Below are 26,119 nucleotides of genomic sequence, written 5' to 3'. Positions count from 1 at the left end.
TCTTCTTTGTATGATAAATATAGGGGGGGAACTAAGAAGTGGAAAATTGGAAAAATGTTTTGTGTGAGAAGGTAGAGAATATGGTTCAAGGCAAAGAAATGACTGACTTTAGAAGTGTTGGAATTAAATTTACTCATATATTTAATTCTTTAATTGATAATGTGGCTGGCAAAGTTGAAGGTATTATTAAAACGCAGCAATTAGATACAGAGTATAGTTTTTATATTTTAAATTATGGCTTGATTTTAAAAAATGAAAATGACTCCATTCTTGTGTATAGAGATTTAGGTAACGACAAAACTCAACAACTTGGAAAGATTACTTTCGAAGAAGGCTTTGCATTATTTAAAACAGACTCTAATGTACCTGGAACTACACTTGCGAAAACAAGTCTTAAGAGTGGAAAGTACATTCTAGGTGAAAAGAATATTGAAACTCTTTTTAAAGTAGCATACTGGCAACTGATTGAAAAGTGATTTATGATTAAGCATCCTTTCTAGGATGTTTTTTTATGTTGAGAAAATATGTTAAACGTATCCTTTGTCCTATATAATTGGGATAGGGGGAGGATAAATAGGTGGAAATTGTACAATTTATTAAAGATTATGGACCTGTTTTTGGGGTGACTGGTGCATTGGTCGTCTATAGTTTGGGGCGATACAGTGCATCTAAAGATCGGAAAAGAAATTACCGCTCTTATTTAAAAACTGAATCTATGAATGCTAACTACAATTTGAAGAACGCTTTACCCAAGGATGGATCTAAATTAATTATTACAGAGAACTATGAGCCAATAAGACAAAAGTTAAGGGAGCTTAAATTAGACAAAGATGATAAATTTGTTAAGGGTACATATCTTGGGTACATGCAATTTAAAAATTTAGGACCGGGTCTAATTATTGAAGCTGATGTAGAATTGCACATGAGCTCAGATAAACGGTCTTGGACTACTAAAACAACTTTGCCTATAATGGACGAGGATGAAGAAATTTATGTTTCTACCGATAATTTAGAAGCTCTTAATGACCACTATATTGTTGATGAAATAAAAGTAATCTATAAAACCCAGCAAAATGAAACCATGAAATATGTTTATAGGAATGTCCAGGATGAGAAAGATTTAGAAACGCAAAACATTACAGAATCTTATTATTTAAAGCAACCTTTCACAAATATATTTCGAAAAATTCACCACTCTAAATTTAGGAAAACAGAATGGGTATACTTAAAAAATGATTAGCATCCTTTCGAGGGTGTTTTTTTTATTGGTATGAAAGGATGATGATTAATGTGAGTTCAGTTAATTAAGAAAGCTCATGCTAAGTTAAAAGCTTCTCATGTGAAAATAAAGTATCAACGTAAGTTTAAACCACATAGAATTAAAGCAGCTGATTGTTCTAAGCCTAATGACTCTATCGAGAGATTCATTAGCCATAATCCTAAAGCTTGTTCGGTTGAAGTATTAACCTATCTAAATACTATTGAGAATGAAGCTAAGAGGGAACATGCAGGATACTTCTTGTTTGGTTCAACTCTTGAACGTATCCAAGATGAAACTATTGTTAACTATTGTGATACGTATAGCGGTGGCAAGAAATGAAGGTGACATTAACATGTAGTTGTGGTGAAGTAACAATAGTTAGAATACCAAGGAAACAATCACAGAGCTTTGTTGTTATCTGTAAATGCAGTAAATGCTTATTCAGATAAAGGAGCTATATGGATGAATAGTAATGAAAAGAAACTATTTGATTCACCTAAATTCTTTCTTATGACAAAGAAACAATGGGAAATGCCTAAGTTAGTTATCATGACAGAAGAAGCGGACTAATTACAGAAACAATTAACTGAATCATGTAATATGCTGTACTTATATCAGACTTAGCGGATGGGTGTAAGGATTATGAATAGATAAGTAAATGCATTGGTATCTTATCAATGGTCACAGCATTATCAATAGCTGCTGGTTGTGAATCATTTGATAGAACAGTTAAAGATGTTAAGTTAACAAGTAGTGGGTTTAATCGTATTGCTACTGTATATGACTAGAAAGGGAATGTTATTAAGAAATATAAAGGCAAGTTTGATGTGCAAGTTAATGACTAATGGTAATAAGGTTAAGTTCGATATAAATGATAAGCGTGTAATGATTAATAATGCTGTTGTTATTGTAGAGGAAACCAAGTGAATGAATATAAAACAAAAGAACAAAAGATAAAGTTCTATAAGTCTAAAGAGTGGAAGCATGTAAGACTTGAAGCATTGAAGCGCGACAATTACGAATGCCAGGAGTGCAAGCGGAATGGTTTAGTATATACAGATCATCATGATTTAGATAAACATAAGCGGTTAGATGTTGACCATATTAAAGAGATATATACACATCCTGAATTAGCATTAGAGCTAGATAATTTGCAAACGCTTTGTGTTAAATGCCATAACAAAAAGCATAAACGTTTTCTTTTTAGAAAGAAAGTAAATAGATGGGATGATGAGAAATGGTAAATCAAAATAATGTGATAACCATGTTAAAAGAATCTACGGAACGTTTGATTTCACATAATGAAATGTTAACAGAGAATATCAATGAAGCCTTACAACGTGTAGAGGAATGGAAAGGAAAAAAGAAAATGAAAATGAAAATAAAATTAATGAAATAGATAAAGCAATTATTAAATTAAAATAGGACCCCCCTCAAAATATTTTGATCAAAAATTTTTTGCATGGGGAACGGGGAGGGGGCTCGTTTTTCCAAATTTGCCGCGCTTTTTCGTGAGATTATTAAATTGGGATTAATTGTAAGTTGGAAGGAGGGGACTAGGTGGCTAAAATCAAGAGGGAAACATTGCGGAAACGGATTGAAAAAGATCTAAGAAATCAGCTAAGTGAAAAAAAGATTGTAGGAAATCACTATGAAGATTTGGTACAAGATTATTTATCTTTATGGGATTTAAAATGCAATCTTATTGAGGACATCGAAAAGAATGGAATAAAAGTTACTGGTATGCATGGCCCTAAGTCCAATCCTTCCATAAACGATTTACATAAAACGAATGATCGAATGCTAAAGATCTTAGATGCTCTTAGTTTAGAAGCGTCTCCAGAAGAAAAGAATTCTCCTTCAAAACCTAAGCGCTCTGCTAAGGATTTAGTATGATAAGCAACAAATACGTTGATGAATATATTCACCTCTACGAAACAGGGAAAATTAAGCTAAATAAAGAGCGCATTATGCTTATTAAGTACCTACAGAAACATGTACTTGTGAGGGATGATATATATTTCAACGAGGAAATGATTGAGAACTATATTAAGTTCACAGAGAAATGGTACTTCAAGCTGCAACCATTTCAGAAGTTCATAGCGCCATTTGTTTTTCTTTATTACAAAGAAGATGACAGCGTTTTTTATGACCAGTTTTTTATAACTATGTCCCGTGGTGGCGGGAAAAACGGTTTTATCTCTAGTTTAAGTCACTTCTTTATTAGCCCGCTGCATGGTATTCCTAAATACAATATCTCCATTGTTGCTAATAACGAAAAGCAAGCAAAACTCTCTTTTAAAGAGGTTTATGATTGTATAGAAAATAACGAAGTGCTCGAAGATCTTTTCTATCGTACCAAAGTCGAAATAATGGGCTACGATACAAAAAGCATTATGCAATACCATACATCAAATGCCAGTTCTAAAGATGGTTTACGTGATGGATGTGTTATTTATGATGAAATTCATCGATATGAAAATTTTGAAGTTGTAAATGTATTCTCTAGCGGGCTTGGTAAAGTGCCCAACGCTAGGGAATTTTTTATTGGTACAGATGGCTATGTTCGTGAAGGTTTCTTAGACAAGATGAAGGAACGGGCCATGAATATTTTAGAGGGCAAAGATTTAGATGATCCTCTTTTTCCGTTCATCTGTAAAATTGATGAAGCCGAAGAAGTTAATAACCCGGATATGTGGGAAAAGGCTAATCCAATGTTTAGTGAGCCAAGAAGCTCATACGCAAAAGGCTTATTTAAAAAGGTTTTAAGACAATTTAAACAGCTAGTTAATAATCCATCTAACAGAGAAGAGTTTATGACTAAGCGCATGAACTTTCCAGAAACGGATCTTTCTAAAAGTGTTGCGTCCTGGGAGGAAATTTGGAGAACGGGTTATGAAGAGGACGGAAAAACACTTAGAGAAATTCCAGACTTAAAACATCGTGTAGCTGTAGGTGGTCTTGACTTTGCAAGTATCAAAGACTTTGCAGCTGTTGGGCTTTTGTTCAAAGTTGGTGAAGATTATATTTGGAAAAGCCATTCTTTTGTTCGTAAAGGATTCCTGGACAAAGTGACGTTAAAAGCTCCTATAAAAGAGTGGGAAGAAAAAGGACTGCTTACAATTTTAGATGAACCAGTTATTAATATTAAACACATAGTTGATTGGTTTGTAGAAATGCGTGAGCTATACGGGGTTAATACAATTGTTGGTGATACTTTCCGCTTAGATCTAGTCAAAACAGCTTTAGAAGCAGAAGGATTTATATTGCTTTATATAAGAAATCCAAAAGCAATTCATTCTCTTTTAGCTCCACGGGTAGAAACGTTATTTGCTAATAACCATATTATTTTTGGTGATAATCCAATGATGCGCTGGTACACAAATAACGTCCTGGTGAAAATTAAGCCGGATGGCAATAAAGAGTATTTAAAGAAGGATGAATTTAAGCGGAAAACAGACGGATTCCAAGCATTTATTCATGCCTTATGGCAAGCGGATAATCTTCTTACTGATGAATTAGATTTCATGCTATCCGACATTAAGTTTTAAAGGGGGTGAGAACAATTGGATTATTAGATGCCATTTTTAAAAGAGATAGTGAACTTGGATATATGTTTGATGTAGAAATGTTTGTTGAAACAGCAAACAGAGTCCATATGAAAAAGTTAGTTTTAGATACTTGTATTGCTTTCTTAGGAAGGACAATTAGCCAATCAGAATTTAGGGTTAAGAATGGCAAAGTATTTATGAAGGATGAACTTTATTATCGCTTAAATGTTAGGCCAAATAAAAACATGACAGCTAGTACATTTTGGGAAACATTTGTTCACAAATTGATTTACGACAATGAGTGCTTAATTATTCAAGCAGATGATGATGATCTGCTTATTGCTGATGATTTTCAACATAATGAATATGCGGTATTTGAAGACACGTTTTCAAATGTAACAGTCAAAGACTATACATTTAAGCGGGTTTTTAAGCAGAGTGATGTTATCCATTTACGATACCGAAACGAGCGGTTAACACCATTAATTGACGGTCTTTTCACAGATTATGGGGATCTATTTGGACGAATTTTAAGTTCCCAAAAGCGGAAAAATCAAATTCGCGGTACTGTTGATATGGATATGATAGGAGCTAAAAGCCCGCAGCATCAAGCAAAGCTCCAGGAGTTTATTGATAACATGTACAAGGCTATTGGTGAAAAAGATGTGGCTATTATTCCGCAGCAACCAGGCTTTAAGTATTCGGAAACGTCTGGCGGTGGAACTACTGGCCAAAGTGTAGATGAAATCAATAAAGTAACCAATGGTTTCTTTAATCAAGTAGCAATGGCCTTGGGTATTCCTACTAGCCTTGTATATGGAGATATGGCCGACATAGAAAAGCAAACGAAAAATTATATGCTTTTTACTATTAATCCTTTGCTTAAAAAACTAGCGGATGAAGCAAATGTGAAGTTTTTTGAGCAAGAAGAATATCTTTCTGGCCAAAAAATTGACATTAAAAGCATTTCTTATCAAAGCTTATTTGATCTTGCTACAGCGATTGACAAACTTATTTCTTCTAGTGGCTTTACTGGTAATGAAATTAGATTGGAGGCGGGTTATGAACCTTCCGATGATCCGAACCTGGACAAACATTACATTACTAAAAACTATACTGAAATGAACAAAGTTGAAGGAGGTGAGGAACAAAATGACGGTGAAAATTGACGTTAAAGGGCCAATCATTTCAAATGATGAAGCTTGGATTTATGAATGGTTTGATATGGATTTTACTAGTCCAAAAACGGTTATTGACCAGTTAGCTAATGCCAATGGTGAAGATGTAATTGTATCTATTAACAGTCCAGGCGGTTATGTAGATGATGGATCAGAGATTTATACAGCTTTAAAAGCTTATCCTGGCCATGTGGAAACACAAATTGTAGGTCTAGCTGCAAGCGCAGCATCTTTTATTGCTACTGCTGGTGATAAGGTAGTGATTGCACCAACAGCAAAATTTATGATTCATAATGCTTCTATGGGTAACTTGGGAGATCATCGTTCAATGGAAAAAGCTTCTCAAATGTTGAAAACAACTGATAGAACCATTGTAAATGCTTATGTATTGAAAACAGGCAAAGATGAACAAGAGCTATTAGATATGATGGCAGAAGAAACATGGATGGGGCCACAAGAAGCATTAGAACATAATTTTGTGGATGAAATCATGTTTATGGATAATCCAATTAAATTAACTGCTTCTAGTGCTGCATCTGCAATGATTCCACAAAAAATTATTGATGGCTTTAGAAATGGAATGATGAACAAGGGTAAGCCTGAAGGTGTAACAAAAGAAGATTTAAAGGCATCACTTGCAGAATTCAAAAATGAAATTCTAAACGAATTACAACTTAATAAAACAAACGAACCAAAAGAGCCTACTCTTAAACCAGCTAATAAGCGGGATTTGAGTAAGCTCTTTTTAAGTTTATAAAATTGGAGGAAGTCATAAATGACTATTAAATTTAACAAATCAGAAGCTATGAATGAGGCTAAGTCAAAATTAGCAGCGGTTTTAACAAATGCAGAATCTACAGAGCAAGAGCAAACAGCAGCCTTTCAAACTTATTTTGATACCTTGCAGCACGAAGTTGCAAACAACGTTCGTAAGCAAGTAAATGATGAAATGCTTGACCGCTCTATTCTGCAGCAACGTGGCCAAAATGTATTAACTTCTGCTGAAATGAAGTTTTTTAATGCGGTTGTACAAGATGGCGGTTTTAATGATGATGCTATTCTTCCAGAAACAACACAAGAACGTGTATTTGAAGATCTAGTAACAGAGCATCCATTATTAGACGCTTTAGGGTTACAGGATCTAGGCGCGGTAACACGTTTTATTTATTCAAATCCAGAAGGCGCAGCTGTATGGGGGCCATTATTTGGTGAAATCAAAGGGCAAATTAATGCTGCCTTCCATGAAAAACAAATTGGCCAATTAAAACTAACTGCCTTTGCTGCTATTCCTGATGATATGCTGCAATTAGGCCCGGTATGGGTGGAGCGATATGTACGAACAGTTATTGTAGAAGCTTATGCTGTCGGTTTAGAAAGTGGATTTGTAAATGGTAATGGTAACAATCAGCCAGTAGGTCTTTTAAAAGATGTTAACGCTGAAACGGGTGCAGTAACAGATAAAGCATCATCTGGTACATTAACTTTTAAACCAGGTCGAACTACTGTAATTGAATTAAAATACGTTGTTAAAGGTCTTTCTAAAAATGCGAAAGGCAAAAACAGAAAAGTTGCAGGAAAAATTGTTATGGTTGTTAACCCATTTGATAATTTTGATATTCAAGCCTCTGCTACTACTCAAAATGCAAATGGTGTATATGTAACAAATTTACCTTTTAACCCGCAAATTGTAGAATCTGAATTTGTTCCTGAAGGCAAAGTTATTTTCTTTGTTAAAGGTGAATATATCGCTGCTGTTGCTGGTAACTACCAATTGAAAAAATTTGATCAGACTTTAGCTATTGAGGATGCAATTCTTTACACAATCAAGCGCTTTGCAAATGGCTTGCCAAAAGATAATAAAGCGTCTGCTGTTTATGATTTGAAAATTGATGAATCTTTAGAAACGGAAGCACCAGTAACAGCATAAAGGAGCTGAAGTGATTGGAAATCACAGATAAATTACTTCAGGAATTTAAAGATAGAATGCATTTTACACATAAAGGAGAGGACAGCAATTTAAAAGAATTGTTGTCCTTTTCTATTGACGATATTACACGGAAATGTGGAGCATTTAACATTGAAGAAAACAAGGGAGCAAAAGAATTAGTCTTTGAGCGTACCCGCTACGCTTACAATGATGCTCTTGAATACTTTGACAAGAATTTTCAAAGTCAAATTAACAGTGTAGGTTTTTCTATAGCTATGGGAACTAAAGAAGGTGATCCAGATGCAGCCGTTTAAATATACGCCTCCAAGGATTCATACAGGGGAATTAAAAACATGGGTTACTTTTTATGAAGCTAAAGAGAACGATGGGCCATTACCAGGAGAAAATCCAAGAAACGTCCTTTATGAATGTTGGGCTAAAGTTGATGAAGTATGGACTAAAGATATAGAAATTGCTAAGTCAAATGGTACTTTATCAGACTTAACTATTTCTATTAGAGATCCTAGAGGTGATTATTCACCAACAAACAGACATTATGTGCAAGTTCATACCCCTGAATATGAGAATTTAAAATATAACATTAAACAGGCTTTTCCTGACTTACAGAATCGGGATTTCATTAAGGTTATAGCTGAGGTATCAAAATGAGTGTTCAAATTAAAGGTTTAAATAACCTGTTAGCGGATTTAGAAAAACGCCTTGGCCCTGCTAAAGTAAAAAGCATTAGTGACAAGGCTTTAAAAGAGGGCGCAAAAGTTTTTGTAAAGGAATTAAGGGCGCAATTTGAATCCTTTAAAGATACCGGGGCATCCATTGATGAAATTACGATTTCAGAGCCAGAATATATTGCTGGTGTAAGAACAATTAAAATACATTGGCGTGGCCCTAAAGACAGGTATCGGATCATTCACCTTAATGAGTGGGGAACAGTTAAAAATCCTAACCCTAAAGGTAAAGGAGCTATTGCCAGGGCCATGCGTAATGCGGAAAATGCCTATAAAGCAGCGGTGAAAGAAGCTGTAAGGAGAGGTATTTAATGCTCTATAAAGTATACGATGCACTAAATACTAGTGATCTTATCAAACAAAAGGTAGGCAAAAGAATTAAGTTTTATGAATATCCGTCTACTGATAACATGCAAGGCGTTTATATTGTTATTGATCCGCTAGATGTACCTAAGCCTGGTGATTATGCAGATAATAAATGGTTAACAGACGAATATTTTTATCAAATTGAAGTCTGGTCTATGAATCTGTTTGATACACAAGCTGTTGCAAAAGAGGTTCGTAATATTATGTGGAAGCAGCTTGGCTTTGCTCAACTAATACCAGGTCTTGATGAATTTGATAAAGATACAGGGATTTACCGTGATGCTAGGCGCTATCGCGGTAAAGAGTATGTAGAAATTTAAAGGAGGAATTTATAATGGCAGGAGAAACAAAGAATTATCATGCTTCTACAGGTGTAGATGAATTTTACTATGGGGAAGTTGGAGACGGTACGGTTGCTTCATATATTGAAAGAGTAGAATATTTACAAACTATTGATGTAGATATGCCGCAAGAGATTACCCGTGCTTATGGAGATAATAAAACAGCGGAAATGGCTGTATCAAATGGTGATATTAAGGTTACTTCTGCTTTTCATAAAATCCCTATGGAGGACAAGCAAAGACTTTTAGGTCTTGAAGTTAAAGAAGGTATTACTTATATGGGTAGTAAAGATAACCCTCCATATGTTGCAACTATTTTTGCTAAAACGTATGAAGATGGATCAAAAGAATACGTTGGTTTGCCAAAAGGATTATTTACAAGACCAAAAATTGCAGGAAAAACAAAAGAGGATGGAACTGAATTTTCTTCAGAAGAAATTGAAGCACAGTTTATGGATCGTAAAATCGATGGACTAGACGAAGAAAAATCTGTTGCTTTTGCCGTGGACAAAAAAGGAGAAACAATTAACCGAGATCTTTTATTCCAAAAGATATTTGGTAAACCATATCCGACAGGAGAGCAGGGAGGCGTTGAAGCCTAATGAGTACCTTTCAAGTGAAAGCAGCCGAAGTTATTCAGCCTAATAGATTGTTAACTTTATCAAGCGACACTAATGGAAGTGCTATTATTTCTTTGACTAAAGCAGGGGGAAATCCTGATTTTCATTCAACTAGACAAATTGCTAAGGATCAAAATGTAACAGTTAGTTTTAACGGGAAAAAGGCTTGGATAATTGAAGCTGGAGAGAATTTAAAAGCAGGTCAAAGAGTGCAAGCCGGTCAAGATGGAAAATTAGTTAAATCTACTGGTGCCGGGATTGGCTATGTATACGCAGATGCGACAGCTGGTGCATTAGCAACTTTTATTCGTAGTGCCAGCGGCACCCCTGGTCCACAAGGGCCAGCAGGGGCAAAAGGAGACAAAGGCGATACAGGAGCAGCAGGGTTTGGTACAAAAGCACAGTATGACGATATAATTGCTCGTCTAACAGCACTAGAAAGCAAGTAGGCTAGATGATAATATCTAGCCCTTTTTTTATTTTTATCTAACGCCAAAAGGAGACTAAAAAAATGGCAAATTTAAAACGTAACATGATCGAATTAGTAAAAGAAGTAACAGCAGATGGAGAAGTTATTACAGAGAAATTTTTAACCCCACCTTTTATTCCTCTATCTGTTGTTTATCAAGCAATGGATTTAGTGGAAGAAGCACAAAAAGGTGAAACAGCTGAAAGAGAAATGTTTGACCGTATGATTGATTTTGTAGTGAATGATATTTACGGTAACAAATTCACTAAAGATGAATTAGTAAATGGGTTACATGCTCCAGATGCTGTTGAGGTAATTAACGATCAAGTTTTATTCGTGTCTCAAGGAAGACAAAGTGATGAAACAAAAAAGTTCCTGGAGAACAAACGTTAAGTGACGAAGATTTCACCGTAGAAAAACAAAAAGAATACCTAAACAAGCTCATTTTGTCCTTGATAGAAGAAGGTAAGGACATCAATGAGGTATTAGCCATGCCTTACCACTTTGTCTTGGAAATTTTACGCGAGCGAAATAAACCTAAACAAGAAAAATCCTTAATTGCTGCATTTGGTGGTTAAGGATTTTTTTGTTTTTCAAGAAAGGGGGTAAGTGTCTATGGAAAGAATTGAAGGTATGTCCATTGGCTTAAATTTAGAGACGTTACAGCTTCAGCGGGGTTTAACAGGTCTTAAAGATAGAATGAAAACCCTAAATTCTGAAATGAAGGCCCATCTGTCTGCTTTTGATCGTGGTGATAAATCTATTGAAAAATATGAAGCTACCTTACAAGGCTTAAATAGAAAAATGGAATTGCAAAAGCGCATTGTAAGTGAATCCAGGGCTGAATATGAAAAAATGATTAAAGACTATGGCGAAGGATCTAAAGAAGCTGAAGCAGCTGCAAGATCTTATAATAATCAAGTTGCATCTTTAAATAATTTAGAGCGTGCAGTTAATCGTACTAGTCTTAGTCTAACTGAACTAAAAGCGGATCAGGGGGCTTTGCAGAATAACTGGAGTAAGTTAGGGCGCGTATTTGATGAAACTGGCTCAAAATTAACCGGGTTAGGTTCTAAAATGCAGGGTGCAGGATCTGCCTTAACATCCTCTCTTAATTTGCCTATTGCTGGTGCTGGTGCGGGAATAATGGGTTTAGCTACTAAGTTCAATAACTCTTCCGTAAAAATCCAAAACTCTTTAGGCACAACTGCTAAAGAGACAAAGAAGCTAACTCAAATTTCAAAGAATATCTATAATGATGGATTTGGAGAAAGTTTAGAAGAGGTTGACACAGCTTTACTTGAAACAAAGCAGAATATCACTGATTTAAACGATAAAGACTTAGAGAAGATTACTAAAAAAGCAATGACTTTGGCCAATACATTTGATGCTGATGTAAACGAAGTTACCAGAGCAGGAAATACCCTTATCACAAACTATGGCATGGATGCAGATGCAGCATTTGATTTAATGGCAAAGGGCGCACAAAACGGAATGAACTTCTCAAAAGAGATGTTCGATAATATGGCTGAGTATACCATTAGTTTTAAAGAAGCGGGATTCTCTGCAAATGAAATGTTTTCTATTCTTTCCAACGGTGCTAAGAAAGGGTATAACCTAGATCGTTTAAATGATACAATGCTTGAATTTAAGCTCCAGGCCGAGGATTCAAGTAAATCTTATGTAGCTGCTATGGGTTCAATGTCTAAGAGCACGCAAGAGGTTTATAAGGAGTATGAGAACGGGAATGCAAGCGTAGCGGATTTATATAAAGCTGTGATACCTGACCTTCAAAAGATGAAAAAAGAGCTACCAGCTAAAGAATTCAATACGATAGGAAAAGCACTTTTCGGTATATGATAAATTGTGCCGAAGTAAAATTGTTCAAAATCGGTGAAGGCTAAGTAGAATAGGAAATATATGTTATAATGAGTGAGAGATAAATTGTGATTAGTTACATTAGCTGAGATACGCTTCTTTGGTGTTTTCTGTTTTGATTTTCACAAAAAAGTTTGGGAGTATTTTCAATGAAAAAGAAATGTACAATTTGTGAAAAAAGTAAGAATTTAGATGAGTTTATAAAAGATAAGTCTAAGAAAGATGGTACACGTAATCAATGTAAAGTGTGTAATAACTTAAGAAAGCGTAAAACACCAATAAAACCAACTCCCAGAGAAGGTTATAAATATTGCGCTAGCTGTAATAAGGAAAAAGAACTTGGCGAGTTTAATATGAGGGTTTATAAAGGTACTAAAAGACCTTTCAGCTATTGCAAACCATGCGAACGTTTAAAAGACAGTAATAGGTACCATCATACATGTGGATCTTGCGGCCTTTCTTATAAATCAGGCAGAAAGGACAATAAATTGTGCGTGGAATGTCATAGGGATTTAATGAGACAAGATAAAGTTATGTATAAGTTTAAAGAACGTGACTTTAAAGGTGAGAAAAACCCTATGTTTGGTAAACAGCGTTTTGGAAAAGAAAACCCTAACTATAAACCTGATAAGACTGATAAAGAACGTTATCAACATCGCTTAGTTGAAGGTTATGGTCTTTGGAGGAAGGCTGTCTATGAGCGAGATGAGTATACGTGTCAATGCTGTAAGGACAGTAAGGGCGGTAACCTTACATCTCACCACCTAGATAGTTGGGATTGGTGTAGAGAAAGAAGATTAGATATTGATAACGGTATCACCTTATGTAAAACGTGCCATTTAGATTTTCATAGTAAATATGGATATGGCAATAATACGAAACAACAATTTATAACATATATGAATAAAAGAAGCGCTTCGGTTTAAGCGCTTCTTTTATTGCTGTTTTATATGCTAATACCGAGGTAAAGCACACTTTAAAAGGTGTGGCTCACCGTAACGCATAGGAGCTGAACCTGTATAACAGAATAAAATGCTCCCACGAGTGAACGACAGTCTTATGATTGAAAATGTATGCTGACCTTATAGGAAACTATAAGAAGTAGAGGATAAAAAGCCTTTACGATAACAAAAGTGACGAAATGGGAAGATCAAGGCGCAGATGTTGTTTTATCCATGAAAACCATTAATAAAGAGCTACAAAATAATAAAGGTACAATGGATAAGATGACTAAAAATGTAGAACAATCCTTTGGTGCTAGATTAAAAGGAACTCTACGTGAAGCAGGAACAGCATTGTTACCTCTTGGGAATATCCTTCTTTCTGTAGCTGAAAATATTCTTCCAAAAGTATCATCTGGTGTTCAAGCAGTCTCTAGCTTTATATCTGGATTATCTCCAGCCTTACAAACAGTAGGGCTTATTTTTGCTGGACTGTTAGCAACACTTGGCCCTGTAATTACTATGGTAGGCATGTTTGTTGGTGCTATAGGTAATCTTTTACCTGTTTTTACGCCAGTGATGGGGGCTATTGCACGGGCCGGAGGTTTATTAAATGTTCTAAGAGCGGGACTTGCTGCTTTAACTGGCCCGGTGGGAATAGTCATAAGTGCAATAACCTTATTAGGCGTTGGATTTGTGGCCTTATATCACAACTCTCAAACATTTAGAGATGGCGTTTCTGGCGTAATGAGCGGTATACAAAAGCTTGGCCAGAGTGCGCTAAACATCTTAAAACCAGCTATTGAGTCCGTGAAACAATTCTTTCACAGTCAGCTATCCGTAATAAAGCAATTTTGGCAGGATAACTCTACTACTATACTTCAGGCCCTTTCAAATATAGGCAGCGTGGTACGTGCAGTTTTTCAGGGGATTTCTTCTGTAATTGGCTTTGTTATGCCTTTTATACTCTCCATAATTAAATCGGTTTGGGGAAATATACAGGGTGTCATAAGCGGAGCGCTAAATATTATTATAGGGCTGGTGAAGGTTTTTTCCGGTCTTTTTACAGGCAATTTTTCAAAAATGTGGGAGGGTTTGAAACAAATATTTAAGGGAGCTGTTCAATTCATTTGGAATTTTGTGCAGCTGCAAATGTTCGGTAAGCTCCTTTCTCTAGGAAAAGTCTTTATTTCCTCTTTCCGTGGCGCATTTGTCGGATTGTGGAATGGTTTGAAATCGTTATTTTCTTCAAGTGCAGGAGCAGCAAAAAATGCTGTAGTGGGATCTTGGAACATACTTAAATCGGTAACGACAACTATTTTTAATGCGTACCGTTCTTTCCTTTCGGGAATATGGAATTTCTTGAAATCTATGATTACTAAAACAGCATCTGGAATAGTTTCTGCTGTCCGTGGTTCGTGGAATTTGTTGAAATTAGTAACGACAACTATTTTTAATGCATACCGTTCTTTCCTTTCAGGAATATGGAATTTCTTGAAATCTATGATTACTAAAACAGCATCTGCAATAGCTAATGCTGTTCGTTCAACATGGAATTCTTTGAAATCTGCAACAACAAGTATTTTTAATTCTGTTCGTAGTTTCCTAACTTCATTGTGGACAGGAGTCCAAAAAACGGTATCTAATTTAGCCTCCAGAACAAAAGATGGGGTAGTAAATGCCTGGTCAATTTTGAGAAACCGAACAACTGAAATTTTTACAAATATTAAAAGTAAAACATCGGAAATTTTTGATGATATAGTTTCTGGAGCCAAAAAATTACCTGGTCGAATTGGCAGCGGGATCGAGTCGATGGCTGGAAAAGTAAAAGATGGTGTTTCTGCTGTTGGTGCAAAGCTTGCTGGCGGCCTTGAGACGGTTCTTAATAACATTACTCAAAAGGGTATTAATGTTGTTTTAGATAAGATCGGTGTGAGCAAGAAAAGCCAAATTCCTAGATTAGATATTCCTGGTTATGCAACAGGTACTAATTCACACCCAGGCGGGTACTTTTTCGCGGGTGATGGGGGAAAAAATGAATTAATACGTTTCCCGGATGGACGAATTACAATGAGTCCTGACAGCACTACTTTATATTGGGGGCCTAAAGGCACTCAAGTATTAAGTGGGGAGCAAACGGAACAGGTAATGGGCGCAGCACCTCCAATGTATAAAAAAGGTACAGGCGTTAAAAATCCACTAAAAGCAGTCGGAGAATGGACAAAAGAAAAAGGCTCCCAAGCTCTAAGTAAAGGGAAAGACCTGGCTGGAAAAGTAGCTGATAGTATTGATGATGTATGGTCGTATATATCTAATCCTAAAAAGTTAGTTGATAAGATATGGAAAACCCTTAGCATAAAAATGCCAAATGTAGGCGGGATTATGGGCCAGATTGCAAGTTCTGGTGTTAGTAAAATTAAAGATGGAGCTGTTAGTTTCCTTCAAAGTAAGTTAAGTGAATATATGCCTAGTGACGATGGTTCCTCTACTGGAATCGGTAGCTATTACTTAAATAGTCCGTTTAGAATCACAACACGTTTCACGCCTAACGGAAATAAAAACGATAGAGTACACAAAGGCGGGAAACATAACGGCTTAGATTTAGCTGCACCCGCTGGTACAATTATTAAGTCATTAACTGATGGAATTGTACGAGAAGTATTAGTAAACAATCCTACTGGTGGTAATCTGGTTCGTATTGCTTCAGGAAAAGACTTATTATCTTATGCTCACATGCTTACAGCTCCACCTGTTAAAGTGGGACAAAAGGTAAAAGAAGGGCAAAAAATTGGCCTTGTGGGTTCAACAGGGTTTTCAACAGGAGACCATTTGGATCTTAAAATTAAGAGAAATGGAAAGTATATTGATCCATTAGCTTACTTAAAAGGTATGGCTGATAGCGGCCCTGCTGGTAAAGGTGCAAAAGCATGGCGCTCTTTAATTTATAAAGCGGCAGCGCAAATGAATGAAAAAGTTACAGAGCGTGAAGTTAACGGGATTATAGCGCAGATTGATAGGGAATCCAAAGGAAACGAAAAAATTACACAATCATCTGCCCTACGTGATATTAACGTGAGAAACGGAAATCCAGCAAAGGGATTGCTTCAATTTGTGAGTTCTACATTTAAAAATTATGCGGTAAAAGGACACGGAAACATCTGGAGCGGTTATGACCAACTACTAGCATTCTTTAACAATACTACTTGGAGGCGAGATTTACCCTATGGCCGAAGAGGCTGGTCTCCAAGAGGAAAACGTAAATATAGAATGGGTACCGGATTATTCGGACACATCGGAGGCGATGCAATACTAGGTGACGGAAATAAAAAAGAACCTTTTTTGCTTCCAGGTGGAACTTTAGGATTAAGCCCAAGCAAAGCAACATTGTTCCCTAACCTTCCTGCTGGAACAGTGGTATGGTCAAGTATTCAAGATTTTTTAAAAGAATACGCTGGCTTTGCAGCTCCAGCTAATAACAATAGAACAGATGCTATGAAACTGGTAGCTCTGGCTGGAAAAGAGTTTCAACAAAATAAAAGCTCGAATCCGTTATCTACCTCTACAGGTAATAATACAAGTACGAATCAAGGGCAACAGCAAGAACAATCTATTCATATTGAAAACCATGTTTCTGTTTCTTATTCAGGTTTGCCAAATAGGGATGATGTCATTAAGTTTGCTAAATGGCTGCAAGAGATAATGGACGAACAAACAGAACAACAGCTAAGAGCTAAAGGAGTAAGGTGGGTAGTACATGGCCAGTCTTATTAAAAGTTTTGCAGGGGTTAACACCCCTGACTTTTTAATTATAGATAAAGTTCATTTGCCGCCTTTGCCGCCTTCTGAACTAACATCTATTGATATACCTATGAAAAGTGGTTCACAGTTTGTAAATAAGAAGCATGGAAACCGAACGATAACTATTGATTTAACGATTAAGGCACCTGGCCGAGAAAAAGTAATGTCAATGGGGGACCAACTAGCCGATTTTTTACAGCATGATGAACCACAACCTATTATTTTTCGGGATCTGCCAGGGCGCAAATATTATGCCATTTTAGACGGTGACACGGATCTTGAAAAGATTGAACATCTAGGAAAAGGCAGCATTAAGTTAATTTGTCATGATCCGCACGGATATGGAGAGCAAAGATCCTATAACATCACCTCTGACACTACTATGTTAGTGAATTATGGTAATAGGCAAACAGCTCCACAAATTAGCATGACATTCACTAAAAATGTAACTGACTTTTTTATTGCAACAGACAAGCAAAGCCTTTATTTTGGGGAGCCTTTTGATCCAACAGAAAAAACAGTAACGGATACAAAGCCAGTTATTTTAAATGATCCTGGCAGCAGCACAACAGATTGGTTACAAGCAACAAACTTTAATGTAGATGGCGGGCGTGTATTAGGTACCATTGGTTCCAATGGCTATTCATTTAGCCAGGCAGGAAAAGATTATGGTACACTAAGCGGCTTATGGCATGGCGGTAGCATGGTAAGAAGCTTAACAAAGCAAATTCAAGATTTTGAATTGGAATGTCAGGTAGGCTTTGCATCCAGTAATAAAAACCAAAAGGGCAGAATTGAAATTTATCTGCTCGATATTAATAATAATCAGCTTGGAAAGATAGCGATAAGAGACATTTGGAATAACTTAGATAACCCACAATTTGAATTTTGGGTAGGAAAGGTAAATGGTGGCGGTGTTTCTGTCACAAATACCTACGGAGCTTATAAAGGCGTGTTTTCTAATTTTAATGGAATTATAGAAATGGGTAGAGTCGGCAAGAAATGGCATTGCTACATTGCAAAGGTTGATTCTAACGGCAGAGCGCACACCAGACACTACAAAGCCTTTACTGATTGGCAAAATAAATATATGCAAAAGGTGGCCAAAATTCAGCTGCATATTGCTGCCTATGATAAAGATCCAGCAGTAGATCAAATGTGGATCAGTAATGTTTATTTTAGAGAAATTTTATCTAAACAATCTAATCAAGTTGATTATGTATTTAGAACAGGTGATAAGCTGCTAATTGATTGTGAAACAGGGGAAATTTATAAGAGTGGAAAACTCTTTCTTGAACGGTTATATCCAGGATCAGAATTTTTACTTTTAGATAAGGCAGCAAATGGCCTTGTGGTTTCTGATTACTCAGCTATTAAGGATGGAAAAGTAACCTTTACAGAAAGGTGGCTATAGATTCTAATGTGGTATATTTTGAACAAAACTTATGATGCCGTAGGCGTTTTAAACAATAAGATTCCTAAAGGCTGTCCCATTCTTAGAGATAGCTGGAAAGGTCAGCTAGAGGATGGATATACGACATTAGAGTTTGATGTCTATGCTAGTCACCCACAAGCCAGCTTTTTGAGTAGGGGAGCTTTTATTATTTATACCGATAATCCAGATGGCTATGAGCTATTCAGGATTACAAAGACTACGGAAAGTCATGGATTAGAGGAAATAAAAACAGTTTATTGTGAAACAGCAGCAACCCAGGATCTAATTGGCCAGATTATTGAGCCAAAGTCTTTTGTCGGGGCCAGCTTATCCGATATAGTTAAATTTCTTTTGAGTAATACAGGATGGGAGCTAGGCGTTTGCTATTATGATGAAATCATTTCAGTAGATTTTGACGATTACCCAACAGCTTTAGAAGCCATCCGTAATACGATTAAACAATTCGGTGCAGAAATTGAATTTAAGGTAGAATTCGATGGACAAGAGGTTGCGCGGAAAGTTGTAAATCTCTATGAAAAGCGCGGCACAAAAACAGGTGTTAGCTTTGAATATGCAAGGAATTTAGAGGGTTTACGTAAAATTGAGGATGGAAATAAAATTGTTACGGCTATGATCGGTATTGCTAGTAATGAGGACAAAAACGGAAATCCTATTTTACTTATGAATGCTCAAAAGAAACCGCCAGAAGGGTTTGAAGTAGTCGGAAACATGATTGTAGATGTCAATGCCCTTCAGGAATACGGGAACAATGGCGCAAATGTAGTTGATAAATTTATTGATGAAACCGCCACAAATCCCGTAGAGCTTTTTGATAACACAATAGAAGCTTTAAAAAAAGTAAATCATCCAGTTTATTCATACGAGGCAACAGTAGTAATGATGGAACAGCTAGAAGGGTATGAGCATACAAAGGTTTCTATTGGCGATACCATTTTCATAAAAGATATATCATCTGAACCACGTACTTATTTAGAAGCCAGAATTTTAAATAAGGAATTAAGTACAGTCCAAAAGGATAAAGGATCTATTGTACTTGGTGAATATGTCCCGCTTACAATTCAACCAATTCAAGCAGTAGAAAAAGCGCAGCGTACCCTTCAGTTAAAGGAAAAAGTATGGAATGCCACTATTGACCGGGCAAAAGAGGCCCAGGAAGGCGTAGAAGAAGTAAAAAAGCAAGTTCCTTATAAGGTAGAGCTTGTTTCTAGTAACGGCACAACATTTAAAAACGGCCTGATTGATACAGAGATAACAGCTATTGTCTACAAAGGAAAAGAGAATATTACCGATACACTTCCAAAAACCGCTTTTATCTGGACGAAAAAAGATAAAGACGGTTTTTTTGATGTGGATTGGAATTATGAGCATGTAGGGATAGGTAACAAAATCACAGTTAGTTCGTTTGATGTTGTTCAACGAGCTATCTTTACTTGTGATTTAGATTTACCAGAAGAAGAATAAAAAACATAGAAAAGAGTGAAATGTTTATGGCGACAGTAGCTACAGGCAGTATGACGTTAATTGATGTAACAGATGCAAAACAACTAATTGCATTTATCGGTTCATCACAACAAAGACAAGTTATTTATAACCCTAATGGCGGTTCATATACACCGAACTATGCCAGTTCAAATAACGTGTTAACGCCTCAATTATATATTGCAGGGACTAACACGAATATTGCAGATAAAGCTAAATCAATTAAATGGTTCTATCAAACAAATAGCAGCGGCAATTTCACTGAAATTACAGCGAGTGATACAAACTATACTTTAGGAACTACAGCGCCTAAAACATTAACAATTAAGGGAAATGTACTTGCTTCTGCTAACTCAATGACTTATATGTGTGAGGTTGTTTATACAGATCCAGACACGGGCTTTGATGTAACCACAAAAGCAGAATATGAAATTATTAAAGTAACAAATGGTACAAATGGTTCTAATGGTGCAGCTGGTCAAGATGCTGTAAGAGCTGTTGTTTGGACGCCAGACGGAAATGTTACACGTAATTCAAATGGGACTGTCAAAGCAACTGTTGATGTATACAAGGGAGCCTCAAAGGTAACACCTACAGCCTTTAAATGGTATATCCAAGATCCTGCTGCTACAACGTCAAGCGGTGGGGATGCAGATGGGGGCGCTGGTTGGCGTTTGCTTACTTCTACATCAAATGCAGGAGTAACAGGCTATACAACAGATACAATTACGATTCCAGCAAGCGCAATTCCTAGTGTAGAGGCTTTCAAGTGTGTTGCAACATATAACAATATAAAATATAACGATGTTTGTACAGTGGTAGATGTTAGTGATCCATACGTTGTTACAATCGTAGGGACAAATACATTTAAAAATGGACAAGGGACTACAAGTTTAACTGCTAAGGTATTTCAGGCCGGGGCTGAAGTGGATGCAGCAGGAACAGCATTTACTTACAAATGGTCTATATATGACGCAAACAATGTTAAAAATACAACCTGGAGTAAAACGGGAAAATCAATTACAGTTAATGCCGCAGATATTAATGTTCGCGGAAATGTAACATGTGATATAGATAAAGCTTGATAAAAGGAGCGGGCAACCGCTCTTTTTATTCGTTCTTGAAAGGAGTAAATAGCAAATGGCACCTTTAGCAACAGGAACAATTTCACTAGTAGATATGAACGATGCTATTGTTTCAGGAACAGCACCAGCAAATCCTACTGTTGGGACATTATGGCTAGATACAAGTGTAACCCCTAATATGATGAAAAAATGGGGCGGTTCTTCATGGGTGGATATAGGAGAGCTTGATCCTAACTATTCAGATACGATTGAAAACATAAACAAAAGCATTGATGATATTACAAGCGACAGTGTAATTGATTATACCGAACGGAAAATTTTAAAAGACCGTATTACTGAAATCATCGGTTATGTCATTGCGGATAATGCCACAACCTTGCCAGCTGCTTCTACCCTGGATAGTAGCGGTAAAGGAGAATTGTATACTGTTCGGAAACAGGCATTAAATGCGGGCATTTCAACAGCTGATACAACGTATATTGAGGTAGCTACTCAATATACGAATTTAAAAACCTATTTAGAAGGTCTTACACCTGTTGACGTTTGGGATCTATCCACGGCCAATAAAGCAAAAACAATCGCTGTTACAAAATCAACGTTTCGAGATAAGTTTTTGCAATACGAAAATGCAGTCAATGCACTAGTAGTTGCAACAGCTGTCAAGCAAAAAGACAATTCAGATGCAGCGGATAAGAAGGGCCAAGATGCTCTGGATGATTTGGGCCTTTATGGTGAGAAGTGGACCGATGCAGCAAATAAGGTCGGTCTATGGAAATATAAAGGTGATGAAACGAAATTTAACGGTGGATCAGTAGCAACAGGAACCATTTTTGCACAAGCCCTTTTACTAGCCGATTGGACAAATTTAGTTGAAAATCCTGACTTTGAAAATGATACTATAGGCGAGTTCCCCAACGGTTACTATCCAAGTTATGAAGCAAATAGATCTAAAATTAGGGTAGAAGATATTTCAAGCTTTCAAAATGGAAACGGATCAAACAAAGCATTGGCCCTAGATGCTTTATCAAGCTCTAATAACAGCATCTATGTAAATAACCTTATACCTGTTAATCCTAGTGAAGAAATGTTTATCCAAGCGGAGGGCCGCTATTTAAATACAGCTGGTTCAGGTGATGGACGAGTGGGCTTTTTATGCTATGACGCTAAAAGACTATCATTAAACATCTGGAATACACCTTTAAGATGGAATGAATCAACGAAAACAACCGTTTTTGTTAAAAAAAGTGGTTCTTTTGTTGTTCCTGAAGGTACCGCCTATTTACAGTTTTACATGAGCTTTTCGTCTAATGGAGAAACGACAAACAAATTTTATGTAGACAATCTTATTTGGCGGAGAAAAGCGGGTGGCGATTTAATTGTTGACGGTGGCATTGAGGGCCGACACGTTAAAGCTAAATCAGTTTCTTTTGACAGTTTACAAGGTGGCATAGCCCAGTTTGGTGGATCTGGCGGGAATGGTCGAATTGAGGTTTACAATGCAAATGATGAATTAATTGCTTCACTGGATGCTGCCCAGGGCGGGTTTAGTGATTTATATGTAGGTAATTTTGATAGTCCTACAGTGGTAGAGTATGGTGCGGATGATATAAACCTTTTTGTCTCTGACAGGCTTTTAGAATATTCAGGGGCCATTGAACCTAACGATGATAACGAGGGTACGGGATGGACAAAGCCGCTTGCAACAGTAACAGAAGCTATAAGACGTATTCCAAAGTATTACGATGGAAAAGCCACAATTAACGTAGCTTATAATTCCTTGATGTATGAAAGCTTTGAAATTAGCGGCTTTTTAGGTTCAGGATCTATCAATTTATCACTAGGCAGCGCTAAGTTTTACGGAAATCCAGTGATTAAAAATAACTTGTTAAACATTTTTTTTACTGGAGGTACCATTAACGGCAAAAAGCTTGATTATGCTGTTGTGAGTTTACTACGTAATTCTTATGTGAAATTAGAAAAAATGAAAGTGTATGGTAATGGCTCCAGTATGAATTACGATACAACAGCAGGATTTACAGAAATGGATCAATGTGAAACATACGGTGCGGATTTGGGTATCAGTTCGCGTTACGGTGGGCGTGTTTTCCTTACTAACTGTAAAGGGAGCGCTGCAACCTACGGCTTGCATTGTTATGGTGGAGACATTTTCGGACAGGGCACAGCTCCAAGCGGTGGAACCAATACTAAAGGTGAAGTGGCAGGGGGCCAGGTTCGCGGTGCCTTTACTTACGGAACAACTTCAGGAGGCACAATGGATGCTCAACCTACTACTGTAACCATTACAGCAAGTAGCGGTGATAGCTGGCGTGATAATTTTGGCGGTCAGTGGTACGGTCAAAATGAAGTGGTGCAAGGTAAATGGGGCAGCTATGGTATTTATCGCGGTTTATGGTTCTTTTCATTGCCTTCTCTTTCTGGAAAGACGATTACTCAAATTAGAATGTATGTACATCGTAAAAATGCGGGCGGAAATGCCGCTCCTGTTACTACGTACTTTAAACCACATACGTATACAAGCAAGCTGAGCGGAGCACCTTCTTATCAGTCACCGCAAACAACAGCAAGCTTTAAGCTGAATGAAGGGAAATGGATTACTATTCCTAGCTCATTCTATGCTGGCTTTGTTAGTGGATCTTATAAGGGCATTGGAATTTATATTAACTCAACTAATCAAAACTACTATGCAAAATTCGATGCAACGGCAAAACTAGAAATCACTTATAAATAAAGACTGAAGGAGCAAACAAGCGTGAAATTTGTATCTCTAAATATTGAAAACCAAGTAGGGAATATCATTGAAAACATTGTGAATCACACATCTAAACTTGATCAATTTGTTTATACAACAGCAGAGGGTGAATATGGTGTTTTATCTGGTTTCCAGGTAGGTTATTGCGTAGGAGAAGATGACTTAGATCCTGACACTGTAACACCGCAAGTTGTGGCCAATTATTTGAAACCGTTCAAAATTGAAGAATTGGAACAGCAATGTAACCTGGTCATTGCTTCAGGATTTGAATATACAAATGGAGATAAGTTTTTATATGGGCCAGATCAGCAAAACGATTTTTCTCAAAAACAAATTTTACTCTTATTAAATCCAGCTTTAACTACCGTCCAAGTTCAAACAAAGAACAACGGTATTAAAAAATATACAAAAGAAGAATTTATTAGCCTGGTCACATATGCAAATTCCTTTAAGGATCAGCTTATTAGAAGACTTGATGATTTAACTAAGGAAATCGATGAAACAGAATATGCCGATGTCCAGGAGCTAAGAAATTTAACGTTTGTTGAAGATGTATCCATTCTTACATTAGATGCTGAATAAGCATCTTTTTTTAATTCTTAAAGGAGGGAGTAAAGGTGGAACAAATTTTCAAATGGTTACTAACCGTTTCTGGTGGAGTAATCGCTTTTTTATTTGGAGCGTGGACACCCATGTTAAATATTTTGGTTGCGTTAATGGTTATTGATTATCTGTCAGGTATGGCAGCAGCATCCATAAACGGGGAATTAAAAAGTCGTGTTGGATTAATGGGTATAGCCCGTAAAGTATTTATTTTTGCAATGGTAGCGGTCAGTCATTTGGTGGATCTATTGCTAATTGAAAACAAAATTGAAGTTGGTTATCTAGCTATGAGTGTTGTAATTACCGCTTATTGCCTGAATGAAGTGCTTTCCATTGTTGAGAACGCTGGAAAAATGGGTGTTTATGTTCCAGAACCATTAACCAAAGCAATTGCCGTTTTAAGAAGCAAGCCACAAAAAGAAGAAGAAAAACCTGTTGTACCTTCAACTTTAGAAGTGCCAGCAGTCGTTACACCAAATCCGCCTATTGTTACAGCTAAAGTCAAAAAAGAAGAAAAAGAAGAAAAAGAAGAAATTAAGTAAGTCGCTGTTTATGCAGCGGCTTTTTTATATCTAAATTTGAAAGGAAGATGAAAATGTATATATTTGAAAAACTACCACAGTTAGTTGATAAACGAGGTAAATTAGTTCATAAAGGTTCATACAGTAAGCGTACAAAAGCTATTACAACCCGCGTATGGCATCATTCATTAACAAAGTTATCCGCAGGTGGATCTAAAATTGAATCATTTGCAGATTTTCATGTAAGAACAAACGGTTGGCCAGAAATTGCTTATCATTTAATCATTGATCCTAAACATGTTGTGAATGGAAAGGCGACTATTTATTACTGTGTAGATATTTCTAAGAAATCTTATCATGTAGGGAATAGCAATAACATTGGTTTAGGTATTTGTGTTATTGGTGATTATCGAACTGATAAACTTACTGATCCTACTGTCCATTCAATTGTGGATCTTCATAAAGCTTTAGTTGCAGATGGAATAGGGAAATATGATAAAGCTCATAATGAAATGCCTGGATACTCTTGGAAAGCATGTTGTGTATTTGATTATAATAAGGCTTTCAAAGATGTATTAGATGATATGCTACCAGGATCTAAACAACCTGATCCAGTACCAGGATTATACACAATTCAAGAAGGGGATACATTTTGGAGTATTGCTTTAAAAGATGGAAAAGAAGGCATTACTGTTGAGGATTTAATTGCAGCAAACCCAGGTGTAGATCCTAGCAAGTTGAAAGTGGGACAAACAATTAAATTTGGATTAGCTCAAAATTCATATACACTAAAGTGTGAAACACCTAAAAAAAACAAATAGAATATAAATTACCTTCAGGCGTATTAAAACAAGGAGATCGAGGAAAAGCTGTTCGCCAGTTACAAGAAGCGCTTGTCGCGGTTAACTTCTATCCGGATAAAGATGCTGAAAACTATGGTATTGATGGCATCTTTGGAAACAAGACAGAAGGCGCACTTTCTCGTTTTCAAAAAGTATATTTGCCTGATAAAGTAGATGGTATTTATGGTTTTAATACCAAGAACAAACTACAGGAAGCTTTGAAATTATAAAGATGTTAAATCAAATTAAAGTACTAACCAAAATAGAAATACGTTATTTTATCTTCC

At 36.5% G+C, this 26,119-nt stretch carries 28 protein-coding genes; all 28 read left to right on the top strand.

Annotated elements, in window-relative coordinates; translation table 11 throughout:
• Positions 1 to 38: 38 nt before the first annotated feature.
• The 28 genes from AC4NPH_RS04020 to AC4NPH_RS03885 all read left to right on the top strand — a co-directional run bounded on the left by AC4NPH_RS04020 (position 39) and on the right by AC4NPH_RS03885 (position 26,062).
• The gene (locus AC4NPH_RS04020) at positions 39 to 476 is read left to right on the top strand and encodes a hypothetical protein (protein ID WP_491938591.1); all 438 of its coding nucleotides are present in this window, start codon (positions 39 to 41) and stop codon (positions 474 to 476) included.
• A gap of 101 nt (positions 477 to 577) precedes the next feature.
• Positions 578 to 1,240, top strand: coding sequence for a hypothetical protein (locus AC4NPH_RS04015; protein WP_491938590.1), 663 nt, complete (start codon positions 578 to 580; stop codon positions 1,238 to 1,240).
• A 944-nt stretch (positions 1,241 to 2,184) separates the two neighbouring features.
• Positions 2,185 to 2,505, top strand: a complete 321-nt coding sequence (locus AC4NPH_RS04010; RefSeq protein ID WP_491938589.1) for an HNH endonuclease — start codon at positions 2,185 to 2,187, stop codon at positions 2,503 to 2,505.
• Positions 2,499 to 2,660, top strand: coding sequence for a hypothetical protein (locus AC4NPH_RS04005; RefSeq protein ID WP_491938588.1), 162 nt, complete (start codon positions 2,499 to 2,501; stop codon positions 2,658 to 2,660). The genes AC4NPH_RS04010 and AC4NPH_RS04005 overlap by 7 nt, the downstream gene beginning before the upstream one ends.
• Before the next feature lie 161 nt (positions 2,661 to 2,821).
• On the top strand, positions 2,822 to 3,157 hold the full coding sequence (locus AC4NPH_RS04000) for a P27 family phage terminase small subunit (RefSeq protein ID WP_165575193.1): 336 nt from the start codon (positions 2,822 to 2,824) through the stop codon (positions 3,155 to 3,157).
• Positions 3,154 to 4,812 (top strand): terminase TerL endonuclease subunit, encoded by a 1,659-nt coding sequence (locus tag AC4NPH_RS03995; RefSeq protein WP_491938587.1) that lies wholly within the window; start codon positions 3,154 to 3,156, stop codon positions 4,810 to 4,812. Before AC4NPH_RS04000 ends, AC4NPH_RS03995 begins: the two co-directional genes overlap by 4 nt.
• A 5-nt stretch (positions 4,813 to 4,817) precedes the next feature.
• The gene (locus AC4NPH_RS03990; RefSeq protein WP_491938586.1) at positions 4,818 to 5,981 is read left to right on the top strand and encodes a phage portal protein; all 1,164 of its coding nucleotides are present in this window, start codon (positions 4,818 to 4,820) and stop codon (positions 5,979 to 5,981) included.
• Positions 5,965 to 6,747: a head maturation protease, ClpP-related gene (locus AC4NPH_RS03985; RefSeq protein ID WP_491938585.1), complete on the top strand. Its 783-nt coding sequence runs from the start codon at positions 5,965 to 5,967 to the stop codon at positions 6,745 to 6,747. Before AC4NPH_RS03990 ends, AC4NPH_RS03985 begins: the two co-directional genes overlap by 17 nt.
• Positions 6,748 to 6,765: 18 nt before the next feature.
• On the top strand, positions 6,766 to 7,917 hold the full coding sequence (locus AC4NPH_RS03980) for a phage major capsid protein (RefSeq protein ID WP_491938584.1): 1,152 nt from the start codon (positions 6,766 to 6,768) through the stop codon (positions 7,915 to 7,917).
• Positions 7,918 to 7,931: 14 nt separating this feature from the next.
• Entirely contained in the window at positions 7,932 to 8,231 is a 300-nt protein-coding gene (locus tag AC4NPH_RS03975; protein WP_043853516.1) for a hypothetical protein, read from the top strand.
• On the top strand, positions 8,218 to 8,586 hold the full coding sequence (locus tag AC4NPH_RS03970; RefSeq protein WP_491938583.1) for a phage head-tail adapter protein: 369 nt from the start codon (positions 8,218 to 8,220) through the stop codon (positions 8,584 to 8,586). Before AC4NPH_RS03975 ends, AC4NPH_RS03970 begins: the two co-directional genes overlap by 14 nt.
• Positions 8,583 to 8,975, top strand: coding sequence for an HK97-gp10 family putative phage morphogenesis protein (locus AC4NPH_RS03965; RefSeq protein ID WP_491938582.1), 393 nt, complete (start codon positions 8,583 to 8,585; stop codon positions 8,973 to 8,975). The genes AC4NPH_RS03970 and AC4NPH_RS03965 overlap by 4 nt, the downstream gene beginning before the upstream one ends.
• Positions 8,975 to 9,349: a serpin family protein gene (locus AC4NPH_RS03960; protein WP_268577749.1), complete on the top strand. Its 375-nt coding sequence runs from the start codon at positions 8,975 to 8,977 to the stop codon at positions 9,347 to 9,349. The genes AC4NPH_RS03965 and AC4NPH_RS03960 overlap by 1 nt, the downstream gene beginning before the upstream one ends.
• 14 nt (positions 9,350 to 9,363) lie before the next feature.
• Positions 9,364 to 9,972: a major tail protein gene (locus AC4NPH_RS03955; RefSeq protein ID WP_268577750.1), complete on the top strand. Its 609-nt coding sequence runs from the start codon at positions 9,364 to 9,366 to the stop codon at positions 9,970 to 9,972.
• Complete coding sequence (locus tag AC4NPH_RS03950; RefSeq protein ID WP_491938581.1) at positions 9,972 to 10,439, top strand: head fiber protein; 468 nt, start codon at positions 9,972 to 9,974, stop codon at positions 10,437 to 10,439. The genes AC4NPH_RS03955 and AC4NPH_RS03950 overlap by 1 nt, the downstream gene beginning before the upstream one ends.
• Before the next feature lie 62 nt (positions 10,440 to 10,501).
• The gene (gpG, locus tag AC4NPH_RS03945; RefSeq protein ID WP_268577752.1) at positions 10,502 to 10,852 is read left to right on the top strand and encodes a phage tail assembly chaperone G; all 351 of its coding nucleotides are present in this window, start codon (positions 10,502 to 10,504) and stop codon (positions 10,850 to 10,852) included.
• 53 nt (positions 10,853 to 10,905) lie between these two features.
• Complete coding sequence (gpGT, locus tag AC4NPH_RS03940; RefSeq protein WP_407545033.1) at positions 10,906 to 11,037, top strand: phage tail assembly chaperone GT; 132 nt, start codon at positions 10,906 to 10,908, stop codon at positions 11,035 to 11,037.
• A gap of 37 nt (positions 11,038 to 11,074) precedes the next feature.
• Positions 11,075 to 12,319, top strand: a complete 1,245-nt coding sequence (locus AC4NPH_RS03935) for a phage tail tape measure protein (RefSeq protein ID WP_491938580.1) — start codon at positions 11,075 to 11,077, stop codon at positions 12,317 to 12,319.
• A gap of 167 nt (positions 12,320 to 12,486) precedes the next feature.
• A complete protein-coding gene (locus tag AC4NPH_RS03930; RefSeq protein WP_491938579.1) occupies positions 12,487 to 13,263 on the top strand; it encodes an HNH endonuclease in 777 nt (258 codons plus the stop codon).
• Positions 13,264 to 13,470: 207 nt separating this feature from the next.
• Positions 13,471 to 17,049 carry a peptidoglycan DD-metalloendopeptidase family protein gene (locus tag AC4NPH_RS03925; protein WP_491938578.1) on the top strand — a complete coding sequence of 1,193 codons (3,579 nt, stop codon included), beginning with the start codon at positions 13,471 to 13,473 and terminating at the stop codon, positions 17,047 to 17,049.
• A complete protein-coding gene (locus AC4NPH_RS03920; RefSeq protein ID WP_491938577.1) occupies positions 17,033 to 18,490 on the top strand; it encodes a distal tail protein Dit in 1,458 nt (485 codons plus the stop codon). Before AC4NPH_RS03925 ends, AC4NPH_RS03920 begins: the two co-directional genes overlap by 17 nt.
• Positions 18,491 to 18,508: 18 nt before the next feature.
• Positions 18,509 to 19,993 (top strand): phage tail spike protein, encoded by a 1,485-nt coding sequence (locus tag AC4NPH_RS03915; RefSeq protein ID WP_491938576.1) that lies wholly within the window; start codon positions 18,509 to 18,511, stop codon positions 19,991 to 19,993.
• A 26-nt stretch (positions 19,994 to 20,019) separates the two neighbouring features.
• Positions 20,020 to 21,096, top strand: a complete 1,077-nt coding sequence (locus tag AC4NPH_RS03910; RefSeq protein ID WP_491938575.1) for a hypothetical protein — start codon at positions 20,020 to 20,022, stop codon at positions 21,094 to 21,096.
• A 55-nt stretch (positions 21,097 to 21,151) separates the two neighbouring features.
• Positions 21,152 to 23,845, top strand: coding sequence for a hypothetical protein (locus tag AC4NPH_RS03905; protein ID WP_491938574.1), 2,694 nt, complete (start codon positions 21,152 to 21,154; stop codon positions 23,843 to 23,845).
• Positions 23,846 to 23,866: 21 nt separating this feature from the next.
• Positions 23,867 to 24,448, top strand: coding sequence for a hypothetical protein (locus AC4NPH_RS03900; RefSeq protein WP_491938573.1), 582 nt, complete (start codon positions 23,867 to 23,869; stop codon positions 24,446 to 24,448).
• 35 nt (positions 24,449 to 24,483) lie between these two features.
• On the top strand, positions 24,484 to 25,011 hold the full coding sequence (locus AC4NPH_RS03895; protein ID WP_491938572.1) for a phage holin family protein: 528 nt from the start codon (positions 24,484 to 24,486) through the stop codon (positions 25,009 to 25,011).
• A gap of 53 nt (positions 25,012 to 25,064) precedes the next feature.
• Positions 25,065 to 25,811 carry a LysM peptidoglycan-binding domain-containing protein gene (locus AC4NPH_RS03890; RefSeq protein WP_491938571.1) on the top strand — a complete coding sequence of 249 codons (747 nt, stop codon included), beginning with the start codon at positions 25,065 to 25,067 and terminating at the stop codon, positions 25,809 to 25,811.
• The gene (locus AC4NPH_RS03885; protein ID WP_491938733.1) at positions 25,808 to 26,062 is read left to right on the top strand and encodes a peptidoglycan-binding domain-containing protein; all 255 of its coding nucleotides are present in this window, start codon (positions 25,808 to 25,810) and stop codon (positions 26,060 to 26,062) included. The genes AC4NPH_RS03890 and AC4NPH_RS03885 overlap by 4 nt, the downstream gene beginning before the upstream one ends.
• The last annotated feature ends 57 nt before the right edge of the window (positions 26,063 to 26,119 follow it).

It is taken from the genome of Priestia sp. MDV22-iso46 (assembly GCF_058629175.1).
This window is presented reverse-complemented; position numbering and strand designations above follow the sequence as displayed.